The organism is Brevibacillus daliensis (assembly GCF_021245735.1).
In the GTDB taxonomy this organism is placed as follows: domain Bacteria; phylum Bacillota; class Bacilli; order Brevibacillales; family Brevibacillaceae; genus Brevibacillus_B; species Brevibacillus_B daliensis.
Genome location: NZ_JAJISB010000013.1, coordinates 1 through 11,241 on the forward strand (window position 1 = coordinate 1; position 11,241 = coordinate 11,241).

Below are 11,241 nucleotides of genomic sequence, written 5' to 3' on the forward strand. Positions count from 1 at the left end.
GGTGCGTATGTAGGAAGATAGATAAAAAAATGACCTCAGTATGATACTGAAGTCATTAGATAATCTAGTTTTGAATTGTCTGTTTTTTAGACGGATGCCAATTAGCAATCACCCAATTTTTAAATTCCTCTGGATCTGTAAACATTGGGTTGGGAGAAAAGTCAACCTGGTCACCGCCATGATAAGTATCGAACCAGTGTGCTCCTGCGAACTGGATGCCTGCCGCTTTAGCTGCTTCCATATCCACTTGAGAATCACCAACATACATCGTGTTCTCTGGAGTAGTGCCAAGTCTCTTCATTGCTAAGAGAAGTCCCTCTGGGCTTGGTTTCGGACCAGATACATCCTCAGCGATCACTTTAACGGAGAAGAACGAGGTCAATCCGAAGATTTCTGACGAGATATCTTCACACTGCAAGCCTTTTCCTGTAACAATTCCCATTTGATATCCCGCTTCTGATAAGTGATGCAGCATAGTAAGTAACGCAGTAGGTATTTCAACATTGTCATGTGCTTTATGGTACTGATCATAAAAATGGGGAATAGCTTCGTCTATCGTATGTTCTTGTAGCTTACTTCTTACAATTTGTTCTTCACCTGGTCCAAAAAAACTGACAATCTCATCATCGGTAAAGGTACGATCAAGAAAATGCCCCAACGTAGAAGAAATTGATTTGATAATTACAGGTATGGTGTCCGCGAGTGTTCCGTCATAATCAAAAAGTATCGTTTTCATAGGTTGCATGATGATTCCTCCCTGAAGTTCCTTCTTGATATTTGGCATAGAGTAGCCAGCACCGGGACTCGGCATCCTAATTAACTACTTTCGAGATAGATTACCTGTACTCCTCTTAATCTTCATCAACAAATGTTTCGTTCGATGGATCTTTTGGATGAGGAGAAGTAGGGAATAATAATTGTAAGCTTTTATAAGTAAGTCGATCTTCTGTTACTTGATTATCCTTGTATTTTGCAAAAACCTTTTTCAACTCTGTTACTAACTCATTACGTTCTTCCTTGTTCAAATGTAAGCTTACATAGTTATAAGCAAATGTATTTTGATAATGTTTTCGCGTATCAAGATCAATTGAAGCGAGATGATTCAATGTATGGACCAGCTCCTGTTCGGTTGCACGAAGAGGTGAAAACATAATTTCGCTTAATTGCTGCGCATTTTCTTCTACAACAAGTCGAAGATTAGCTGTTATAACTTTCGCAATTGGCTGATAATATTTTTCGATAATCGAGCCTTTCACACGTGTGTCTACTTGTTGCAAGAGCCCTACCTTTACCAATTCCTTCACATGATAATGAAGGCGAGCGGCATTTTCACCTAATTCGGTAGCAATCTGTTTTGCTGTACGAGGTGCAAGATCCTCGAATAGTTGCAAAATTTTAACTCTTTCAGGTACGGTAAATGATTTCAATGCATCAGGGTCAGTAATTTCAAAAACTTCTCTTACCATTTTAGCCTCCACAAGATCTTCTTTTTCATGTTTTTCGTTACTTCCGTTACGATCACACTATCTCTTTATCCTAAACTTTTATGTAGTAAAGTGCAATGTAATCTTACTCATTCTTTTGCTACAATAATAAGATAAACCTACACACCAACCCAAAAAGAGGAAAGGAAGGATCAACATGTTAGAAACAGGACAAATAGCTCCTAGTTTTACAAAAGAGGCTAGTAACGGTCAAACCATCAGTCTGGGAGATTATCGTGGGAAGAATGTGGTCCTCTATTTTTATCCCAAAGATGCAACACCGGGTTGTACGACTGAGGCGTGTGATTTCCGTGATTTCCACGGTGATTTTGCTAAGTATGAGACAGCAGTCCTTGGTGTTAGTCCAGATAGTGTGAAATCTCATGATAAATTTATTGCCAAGCACGAACTGCCATTTCCACTACTTGCTGATGAAGATCATGAAGTTGCGGAAGCATACGGGGTCTGGGTATTGAAAAAAATGTACGGCAGGGAATATATGGGCATCCAACGCAGTACCTTTATCATTAATAAAGAAGGTAAGATCGCCCATATTTTCTCAAAGGTAAAGGTGAAGGATCACGTGCAAGAAGTGTTGAATGTTATTAAGGATCTCTAGGGCCAAGATGGAGGACAGACAGCGGCTTCGCTTGGTGTCGTCCATTTCTCTACATATGAAAAGGAGTAGATAAACATGGTAGCTGCATTACCTTATATGATTGATACGTTTGTCAAATTGGCTAGCATTCCAAGCCCATCTGGAAATACAGCGAAAGCGATCTCTTTTGTAGCTGAAGAATTAAGCAAATGGAACGTTTCGTTTCAGCTGGCGAATAAAGGAGCACTACTTGCAACTCTGCCAGGTACTAACAACGATAAACATCGTTTGTTGACTGCACATGTAGATACACTTGGGGCAATGGTGAAGGAAATCAAGAGTAACGGCCGTCTAAAGCTAGCCAAAATTGGTGGATTTAACTGGAATGCTACCGAGGGTGAATACTGCCAGATAGAGACTTCGTCAGGAAGGATCATTACCGGTACGATCCTGACCAGTAAAGCTTCCGTGCATGTGTATGCCCAAAGCGGCAAAGAAGAGCGGACAGATGAACTAATGGAAGTACGTCTTGATGAGAAAGTTACCAATGCAGAAGAGGTAAAAGCTCTCGGAATATGCGTAGGAGATTTTGTCTCATTTGACCCGCATGTAACGGTAACAGAAACAGGCTTTATTAAGTCTCGCCATTTGGATGACAAGGCCAGTGTAGCCATTTTATTAGGAGTAATTAAAACCATTCAGGAAGAAGCAATTGAGCTTCCGTTTACGACTCATTTTTTGATTAGTAACAATGAAGAGATCGGATATGGCGGTAACTCCAATGTGCCAGAGAATACGGTTGAATATTTAGCAGTTGATATGGGAGCAATCGGTACCGGACAAACAACAGACGAATACTGCGTCTCCATTTGTGCAAAGGACAGCTCTGGACCATATCATTATGAATTCCGCAAGCAATTGGTTAAACTGGCTGAAGAGAATGGACTTAACTATCAGGTAGACATTTATCCGTTCTATGGATCGGATGCAAGTGCTGCTTTGCGCGCTGGTCATGATATCGTACATGGACTGATTGGTCCTGGTATTGATGCATCTCATTCTCATGAACGCACACATACTTCTTCCTTCGAAAATACTGCTCAATTGGTAATGGCGTACTTACAATCTAAAGAAATGATTGTGTAGGAGGTTGCCGGATGAACATGTATCAATGGGCTGATTATTACGACCTGACTCAACGTGGTTTGCATGGTGATCTGCAGTTTTACAAAGAATATGCCATGAGGACAAAAGGGGAAGTTCTTGATTTGGCATGTGGAACTGGTAGAATCGGTATCCCGCTTGCCAAAGAGGGTATTCCTGTAACAGGTCTTGATTTGTCAACGGATATGTTACAACGGGCAGAGGAGAAGGCAGTTACAGAAGGGGTATCAGAGCAGATTACTTTTATTCAAGGAGACATGAGATCCTTTCAAATAGATAAAAAATTTTCGCTTATCATGATCCCGTTTCGCTCCTTCTTACATTTGCTATATATACAGGATCAGATGAAGGCTCTTAAGAAAATCCGAGAGCATCTTGCACCAAATGGTAAATTGGTCTTTAATGTATTTGTCCCGGTAATCAGTCATTTGTATGAGGAAAGTGAAAATTTGAAGCTACGCAGCATAACACCATTGGAAAATGGTGAGCAAGTTGCTATGTATGATTTTACTCGTTACGATCATTATCAACAGCTGGCTGACGTTACACGTACCTATGAACGACTTGATACTAGTGGTAAAATGATAGAGAGAATTACGGGGCGATTCACTTTGCGATACATTTTTCCGTCTGAATTGCACCATCTGCTGCGTCTTAACGGATTTAAAGTTGTAGAGCGCTTTGGTAATTTTCAAAAGGCTTCTTTTGGTCCGGACAGCAAAGAACTGATCCTCGTGGCAGAAGCCTTGTAAATGGATGTCGAATTTCCAGGGAAATATAGTGAGGAGAATGAGATATGAAAATCTACACAAAAACAGGAGACAAAGGACAGACATCTTTGGTTTATGGTCAACGTGTACCAAAATATGCACCTCGCGTAGAGGTATATGGTACTTGCGATGAGGCTAATTCCCAAGTTGGGCTTGCCGTTTCTTATCTTCCTGCACGAAATGATTTTGCAGAATTAGAGAAGACTCTTCATATTATTCAAACCAAGCTGTTTCACATTGGTTCAGAATTGTCTACGCCAGAAGGGAAAAAAGTAAACTGGCCGATCACAGAGGGTGACATCACTCTTCTGGAAGAGCAGATCGATAAAATTAATGGCGGTCTGCCTCCACTTACCAACTTCATTTTGCCAGGTGGCCATCCTGCTGGAGCAGCGATGCATGTGGCGCGCACTATAGTGAGAAAAGCAGAACGAGATGCGACCAAATTAATAGAAACAGAACCATTTAACCCTCTTGTTCTGTCTTATTTAAACCGTTTATCTGATTATCTCTATGTAGCAGCCCGTTTTGTGAACCAGCAGTTACGGATGCCAGAAGCGGGTTTGCATGATGAGAATAAATCGGAATAGTAACCAGCTAAATAAAGATTAAATAGGAAAGCAGCCCTCAAGCTACGGCTGGACCATGGTGTCCAATGAGCAGGAGGGCTGTTTTTTTGTTATTGTGCTAAGAAAGAATAATCTCGGGGCTTTCACTACCTGATACGCATGAAAAACATCCTCAAAAGAAGAACCAGTTTCTTCGAAAGACTTACATTGAAGTTTTTCTTATCCATATTCTTTGCTATTTAGCTAGGCAGGACCTTAAAAGGTTTTGGACAAAAAATGTACTTCTTTTGAGATGGCATTAGGAGACTAACAGAACCAATAGTCCGAAAAACCAGTTTCTCTTTTCGCACAGAGCGTCTTGGCGAAGCCCAGCTCAGCGGAGCAATGTTCATCGGGGGAAAGAAGCGAAACCTAGCAAGTCTTACAGGAAAGACATCGTTTTGAGCTTCCCCGATGAATAGTGCAGAGCGGACAGTATAACCTCATGCAGGGCGAAGACCTTAGCGAAGGGTGAAAAGAGAAACTGGTTTTCTCCACTATAGCAGGATGAGTTCGATCCTAAACACCCGATCATAGATACTCTGATATTCCTGGTAGAAATTGAATAGGGGTTAGATCAAAATCATTATAAAGCTTCTCGGCATGTTCACAATAATTCCCTTCCTGTAGCATGGTAAGCTGAGTTTGCGTAATAGGGAAAAAGGTGAAGCCTTGCATCATGGTAACGACTGGCTTTATCAGAGCTAAAGGGACATGGACGGAACGAACTTTTTTCTTCTCCACCGCTGTACCGATGTCCCGCAGGATCTGCATATAGGTAAGTTGTGTAGGTCCGCCCACTTCGTATATCTGGTTGATGGCTTTTTCATTTGTTAATGATTGTGTAAAAGCTTCTGCTACCGTTTTACGTGACACGGGTTGTAACATGTACTTTCCATCCCCAATCACAGGGGTGATGGGCATTTTGATTAGATCAGCCAGCATGTTAACAAACTCATCTCCAGGACCAAAGATCACCGAGGGTCGAAAAATAGTATATGGAATACCGGAAGAAATGACAGCTTGCTCGGCAAGATATTTGGTTCTATGATAGCCACTGGTTGCTTCGGGACGTGTACCAAGGGCACTCATAAATATGAAATGACCCACTTGATTTTTTTGGGCTGCCTGTATCACTTGCTTCGTCCCTACTACGTGTATACGTTCAAAGGTAACATTTTTACCAGGTTGTTCACGAATAATTCCAACCAAATGAATGACCGCTTCACAATCCTGGCTCGCTGTTTCTAGGGATGTGGAATTAAATAAATCACCGGTATGTATAATCAAGTTAGGATGAGAGTGATGAAGGTTACGAATTTTATGTACAGAATCCTTACGAACAAGACAATGCACCTCATGATTAGCTTGCAATAACTCCTTAACAATCCCACTACCAACAAAACCACTTGATCCTGTTACCAAAACTTTCATTCGTATCCCCCGTTTCCTTACACCTATTTATTAATTTTACTATGTTTTTACCATACGTGCTCTCGTTCTGCCCACCAGTTTATCTCTATGATACAATGATAAACATGATCAATTGAGAGTGGGGAGAAAAATGCGTCGTTTATCAATAAGACTTTTTTTGCAGACATTAGAAGAGATGTTTCCTGATGCACATTGTGAACTAAACCACAGCAATCCTTTTGAACTAACGATCGCTGTTCTCTTATCTGCACAATGCACGGATAAGAAAGTAAATCAGGTAACAGAGAAGCTCTTTACCAAATATAAAACCCCTGAGGATTACTTACGGGTTTCATTAGATGAACTACAAGAGGATATTAAACAAATCGGTCTTTATAAAAACAAAGCTAAACATATACAAGCACTCTGCCGTTTATTGATGGAAGAATATAATGGGGAAGTTCCAGTCGAGCATGAAGAATTGGTCAAATTGCCTGGTGTCGGAAGAAAAACAGCAAATGTAGTCAGAAGTGTAGCATTTAACATTCCTGCTATTGCTGTAGATACCCATGTGGAACGTGTCTCGAAAAGATTAGGTTTTTGTGATTCAGAAGATACAGTACTTCAGGTTGAGCAGACCTTAATGAGAAAAATCCCGAAAAAGGATTGGTCGGATACTCATCACAGGCTGATTTTCTTTGGTCGATATCATTGCAAGGCACAAAATCCACAATGCGGTTCCTGTCCTATACAAGATGTATGTCCTACATGGAAAAAGGTGCACAAAGAACAGAAAAAAGTAAGTTCTTCCAAACGGAACAAATAATAGTCAAGTGTTTCATAAAAAGGATATCCTAATTAGAAAAGATCACTTCTATGACGGGAATATGTGCAGTTTATATTGACGTACGATATAAATGATCGTACACTTTATTTATAACAATTCTTATTAGATTCTTTTTACAAAAACATAGAAAAGAGGTGCATGACGATGACAAAGCAAGTCGAAAAAGCGGTTGAAATGTTGAAGAATCAAGGTGTTCGTATGACCCCGCAACGTCATGCCATATTAGCGTTTTTGCTTGAAACGATGACCCATCCTACAGCTGATGAGATTTACAAGGCGTTGGAAGGTAAATTTCCTAATATGAGCGTGGCCACCATTTACAATAATCTGCGTGTATTTAAAGATGCAGGTCTTGTTCGAGAATTAACATATGGAGACGCTTCAAGCCGATTTGATGCAAATGTTGAGGAAGAGCATTACCACATCATCTGTTCTGATTGTGGTTCGATTCACGACTTCCACTTTCCGTATTTAGGAAAAGTAGAAGAAGAAGCTTCGAATCAAGCTGGCTTCAAAGTTTGTGGACATCGGATGGAAGTATATGGTGTATGTACAGATTGTCAAAAAAAGGCAGCTCATTAAGCTGCACAAAATAATAACCCTTTACTGCCAGTTTGGATATAATTGATGGCGATGAAGGGTTTTTTTGTTTTTACTGTATTAGAGTGATAGGGAGCATATATATAGAAGAAGATACTCAAAAAATGAACTTCTGTGTAACCTATTGGCTGTTTTAACTGTCTCATCTATGAGAGAAAAAAAGCAGAAATCATTACGTGGGAGGATGTATGAACGGAACAATTGAGATCTCAAAGCGCCACCGAAGAAGGGAAAAAAGATTGGTACCTAGACCATTTCTTTTGATTCTATTCGTCCTGGTGGCAGGATTGGCTTGGTATTTCCTGCAAGCTGATTTTACAAAACAGGTTGCGCCTTATGAAGGAAGAGAGAATGTAATAGTATTTAATGGAAAAGCAGCAAAACAATCCTATCAGCTTAAAGAGGATGAGATTTTGCTTCCGTTTGATTTTATAAAAGAACAGATCGATCCTTATGTTTTTTGGGATGAGCCGACTCGTTCGATTATCATTACAACAAAAGATAAAGTAGTACGGATGCCTACAGAAAATTTAACTGCTTATGTAAATAAAAAACCCGTTGATCTGCGTGTACCGGTTACAGTTATCGACGGTGAAAGCTATGTTCCCGCCACTCCCCTAGAAAAGCTATATGGGATTAAGCTACGAACAGTAAACGAAAAATCCGTGGTAGTCGTTGAAAAGGAAGGGGACACGTTTCAAGAGGGAAAACTTAAGGGTAATCCTGAGGATACAGTACGCGTGCGTGTCCAGCCATCGGTTGAAAGCCCGTATCTAGCAGATGTTGCTGCAGGGAATGCGGTTGACGTTCTTGGAGAAACGAGTGGTTGGACGAACGTTTTTACCAGCAATGGGTTAGTAGGCTATGTTTCTTCTGATGTAGTGGAGAAGACGACTAGTCGCAAAGTGGAAACCACTATGGAAAAGCCAAAGGAACAAAATACTGCATGGAAACCAGAAGGACAGCTGCTGAATGTAACGTGGGAGCAGGTTGTAAACAAGAGCCCTAATTTAGATACTATTCCAGCGATGCCAGGACTGCATGTTGTATCACCAACCTGGTTTGAGCTAATGGACGACCAGGCTACCATAGGAAATAAAGCAGATGCATCTTATTTAAGATGGGCACATAGCCAAGGATATAAAGTTTGGGCAGTTGTGACGAACGGATTTAATCCTGACTGGACCAAAGCAATGCTGAGTGATTATAACATGCGAGAGAAAATGATTAATCAGCTGCTCCAGTACACTAATATGTATAATGTGGACGGAATCAATATTGATTTCGAAAATGTCTATCTTGAAGATAAAGAGAGACTAGTTCAATTTGTAAGAGAGTTAACACCATATTTACATGAACAGAATGTTACCGTCTCACTTGACGTAACCATGATGCATGGAAGTGATCGTTGGTCTAACTTTTATGATCGTAAGGCATTAGCCAAAACGGTTGATTATATTATGCTGATGGCATATGACGAGCATTGGGCATCTAGTCCAAAAGCAGGCTCAGTAGCATCCCTACCTTGGGTGGAAAATGGATTGAAAGAAGTATTGACTGAGGTGCCAAAAGAGAAGTTGCTTCTGGGGGTCCCTTTTTATACTCGATTGTGGAAAGAGGTAGTACAGCCGGATGGAACCACTAAGGTAACTTCCCGAGCCTTATATATGTCTGGGGCAGAACGCTGGATGAATGAAAAGAAAGTGAAACCTACTTATGATGAAGCAACGGGACAAAACTTCGTTACATATAAAGACCCGAAAGAAAACGCAACGTATAAGATGTGGTTAGAGGATGAGACTTCGATTCAGAAGCGAATCGAGATTGCTAAAAAGTATGAACTGGCAGGAGTGGCTACCTGGCGCCGTGGATTCGAGGAGCCGCAATATTGGAAATTTATTCAGGAAAAATTGAATGGAAAATAAATATAAGAAAGAGGCTAGTGCTACACATGGCACCAGCCTCTTTCTTTTTACAGCTTTATTTACTGGATACTTCTAAGTTTCACTTTCTTATACGCATGAGAAACATCTGCAAAAGAAGAAACAGCTTTTTCGAAAGACCTCGGTAGAAATTTACGATGATGAGGTTTCAGGTTCGGGTAATAATAAAGGTTGTCCACAAAACATACAAGCATCTTCTTTACCTAACATTTTTGTTGCTTTGCCACATGTAGGGCATTGTACTTGCGGTGATGTACTTGATACCATCCCTGATACCATGTAAAGTACAGTGCTGATCATCATGAGCATAAAACCGACTAGTAAGATAATAGTGAATGTTAATATAGATCCTCTGAAATAATCACTGACAGTTCCTAGTAAAGGTATATTGGCAAACCAGTTGCTGAAATAACCAGCAAATGTGAGATATCCAGCGTACATCATCAATATTCCAATAAGCATGCACCAGTTAGCCCAACCGCGAATACGTTTAATTTTGTTTAAACGTTCTACATTTTTCATCCATGCACTCCTCCTAATTGTCAGTATAGCATAACGATTTAGAAATTTTTAATTGTTCGTTTTTATTTTTAACATTGTAGACGTTTTTTGCACTCATCGGAAGAAGGAAACCTCTTTTATTATAGCGAAGCACTTATATAGTGATCTAGGCTAGCGCGGTGTCATATGAGTTAGATAGGAGGTGGGGGAATTGAAAGAGTATTTACAGAAGACATATGAACATTACTTACTTGAGAGAATACAACATGAAAATGTTCTAGCTATTGTGAGTGCGAAACAGAATGACCAGGATAAAATCCTTTCAATTGACCCTGACCTCATTTCACTAGTGGTAGTACATAACTCAGATCGAAACTGGGCAGTTAAGCAATTAGATTTGCATAATTTGTGTGTGGAAGAGCATATAGTTACTGATTGGCAATTACATCAATGGCTTCTACAAGGAGTACCGGAAAAAATTCTTTCAATATATAGACAGGGTGAGATTGTGCATGATAGTAATAATCTCATGCACGAAAAAGGCGATAAATTTCTGGCGATTCCTAAAGAAGTAAAAAAGAGGTACATGTGTGAACATTACTTAGCTTTTATCCAGAGTTATGTTGATTCTAAAGAAGCCTTGCAATTAAACATGATGTTAGATGCATTTCATACCGCTCTTCAGGCTTTGATTTACTGGGGGCAATTAGAAATTATCGAGGCAGGAGAGTGGCCTGAAGAACCCGTGTTACATAAAGTGAAAAGTAGAGCGCCTAGTATTTACAAATTATATGAAGAAGTAATAACTAGCTATGAGCCGCTGGAGAAAAAAATCGAATTACTCTTGCTCCCAATTGAAATGCAGTTGATGGCAAAGGTAAAAGCGGGAACTGAGTATCTTATTGATAAGCTGAAACAAGAACTTAGACCTTGGAAGACTGATCAAATCATTTCTTTGTTACCTGGAGATCAGAATGGAAAGAACATTGTTCTTCTTCTTGATAGAATGGTTAAACGGGGCGTATTGCATGAAGTTTTTCTTCCTGTTTCAGGGGGAGTATTTCGAGAAAAAGCATATCTTGTTCATCCAGATTGAAAAAATATGAAAAAAGGTATTGACTCTCTTTACATGGGATGCTATATTAATAAACGTCACTTCGGACGAACAATCACGGAGCGAACGAAAAAGTTTGTAAGTTATTCAAAAAAATGCTTGCAAACATTTGAAAGACATGATATGATAATAAAGTCGCCTCAACGAGATGCGAACTTATGTTCTTTGAAAACTGAACAGTGAAATGTTTGAATGAAAC

At 39.9% G+C, this 11,241-nt stretch carries 12 protein-coding genes; 8 read left to right on the forward strand and 4 right to left on the reverse strand.

All coding sequences use genetic code 11. The annotated features are described in order from the left end of the window. Positions 1–64: 64 nt before the first annotated feature. Positions 65–745, reverse strand: coding sequence for an HAD family hydrolase (locus LM917_RS12355; protein WP_232697829.1), 681 nt, complete (start codon positions 743–745; stop codon positions 65–67). A 106-nt stretch (positions 746–851) separates the two neighbouring features. After that, complete coding sequence (locus tag LM917_RS12360; RefSeq protein ID WP_232697830.1) at positions 852–1,466, reverse strand: winged helix-turn-helix domain-containing protein; 615 nt, start codon at positions 1,464–1,466, stop codon at positions 852–854. Positions 1,467–1,641: 175 nt separating this feature from the next. Between LM917_RS12360 and bcp the strand changes: the two genes are divergently transcribed. The 4 genes from bcp (at position 1,642) to LM917_RS12380 (ending at position 4,606) form a co-directional block, all read left to right on the forward strand. After that, on the forward strand, positions 1,642–2,103 hold the full coding sequence (gene bcp, locus LM917_RS12365) for a thioredoxin-dependent thiol peroxidase (RefSeq protein ID WP_232697831.1): 462 nt from the start codon (positions 1,642–1,644) through the stop codon (positions 2,101–2,103). 75 nt (positions 2,104–2,178) lie between these two features. Continuing rightward, a complete protein-coding gene (locus tag LM917_RS12370; RefSeq protein WP_232697832.1) occupies positions 2,179–3,228 on the forward strand; it encodes a M42 family metallopeptidase in 1,050 nt (349 codons plus the stop codon). An 11-nt stretch (positions 3,229–3,239) separates the two neighbouring features. Continuing rightward, the gene (locus LM917_RS12375; protein WP_232697833.1) at positions 3,240–3,998 is read left to right on the forward strand and encodes a class I SAM-dependent DNA methyltransferase; all 759 of its coding nucleotides are present in this window, start codon (positions 3,240–3,242) and stop codon (positions 3,996–3,998) included. A 44-nt stretch (positions 3,999–4,042) separates the two neighbouring features. Beyond that, entirely contained in the window at positions 4,043–4,606 is a 564-nt protein-coding gene (locus tag LM917_RS12380; protein ID WP_232697834.1) for a cob(I)yrinic acid a,c-diamide adenosyltransferase, read from the forward strand. Between the two features lie 549 nt (positions 4,607–5,155). Here the strand turns inward: LM917_RS12380 and LM917_RS12385 are convergent. Beyond that, on the reverse strand, positions 5,156–6,058 hold the full coding sequence (locus tag LM917_RS12385) for a complex I NDUFA9 subunit family protein (RefSeq protein WP_232697835.1): 903 nt from the start codon (positions 6,056–6,058) through the stop codon (positions 5,156–5,158). 130 nt (positions 6,059–6,188) lie between these two features. Between LM917_RS12385 and nth the strand changes: the two genes are divergently transcribed. The 3 genes from nth (at position 6,189) to LM917_RS12400 (ending at position 9,409) form a co-directional block, all read left to right on the forward strand. Then, positions 6,189–6,863, forward strand: coding sequence for an endonuclease III (nth, locus tag LM917_RS12390; protein ID WP_232697836.1), 675 nt, complete (start codon positions 6,189–6,191; stop codon positions 6,861–6,863). A 165-nt stretch (positions 6,864–7,028) separates the two neighbouring features. Next, a complete protein-coding gene (locus tag LM917_RS12395) occupies positions 7,029–7,466 on the forward strand; it encodes a Fur family transcriptional regulator (RefSeq protein WP_232697837.1) in 438 nt (145 codons plus the stop codon). Positions 7,467–7,672: 206 nt separating this feature from the next. Beyond that, entirely contained in the window at positions 7,673–9,409 is a 1,737-nt protein-coding gene (locus LM917_RS12400) for a glycosyl hydrolase family 18 protein (RefSeq protein WP_232697838.1), read from the forward strand. Between the two features lie 150 nt (positions 9,410–9,559). Here the strand turns inward: LM917_RS12400 and LM917_RS12405 are convergent, their stop codons facing one another. Continuing rightward, positions 9,560–9,949 carry a DUF2614 family zinc ribbon-containing protein gene (locus LM917_RS12405; protein WP_232697839.1) on the reverse strand — a complete coding sequence of 130 codons (390 nt, stop codon included), beginning with the start codon at positions 9,947–9,949 and terminating at the stop codon, positions 9,560–9,562. A 190-nt stretch (positions 9,950–10,139) separates the two neighbouring features. On the opposite strand from LM917_RS12405, the gene LM917_RS12410 reads away from it, so the two are divergent. Next, entirely contained in the window at positions 10,140–11,024 is an 885-nt protein-coding gene (locus tag LM917_RS12410) for a nucleotidyltransferase-like protein (protein WP_232697840.1), read from the forward strand. The last annotated feature ends 217 nt before the right edge of the window (positions 11,025–11,241 follow it).

Coding starts and splice junctions, on each gene's coding strand:
- LM917_RS12380 (WP_232697834.1), top strand. CDS start 4,043: ATGAAAATCTACACAAAAACAGGAGACAAAGGACAGACATCTTTGGTT.
- LM917_RS12400 (WP_232697838.1), top strand. CDS start 7,673: ATGAACGGAACAATTGAGATCTCAAAGCGCCACCGAAGAAGGGAAAAA.
- LM917_RS12370 (WP_232697832.1), top strand. CDS start 2,179: ATGGTAGCTGCATTACCTTATATGATTGATACGTTTGTCAAATTGGCT.
- bcp (WP_232697831.1), top strand. CDS start 1,642: ATGTTAGAAACAGGACAAATAGCTCCTAGTTTTACAAAAGAGGCTAGT.
- LM917_RS12355 (WP_232697829.1), bottom strand. CDS start 745: ATGCAACCTATGAAAACGATACTTTTTGATTATGACGGAACACTCGCG.
- LM917_RS12385 (WP_232697835.1), bottom strand. CDS start 6,058: ATGAAAGTTTTGGTAACAGGATCAAGTGGTTTTGTTGGTAGTGGGATT.
- nth (WP_232697836.1), top strand. CDS start 6,189: ATGCGTCGTTTATCAATAAGACTTTTTTTGCAGACATTAGAAGAGATG.
- LM917_RS12360 (WP_232697830.1), bottom strand. CDS start 1,466: ATGGTAAGAGAAGTTTTTGAAATTACTGACCCTGATGCATTGAAATCA.
- LM917_RS12405 (WP_232697839.1), bottom strand. CDS start 9,949: ATGAAAAATGTAGAACGTTTAAACAAAATTAAACGTATTCGCGGTTGG.
- LM917_RS12395 (WP_232697837.1), top strand. CDS start 7,029: ATGACAAAGCAAGTCGAAAAAGCGGTTGAAATGTTGAAGAATCAAGGT.
- LM917_RS12375 (WP_232697833.1), top strand. CDS start 3,240: ATGAACATGTATCAATGGGCTGATTATTACGACCTGACTCAACGTGGT.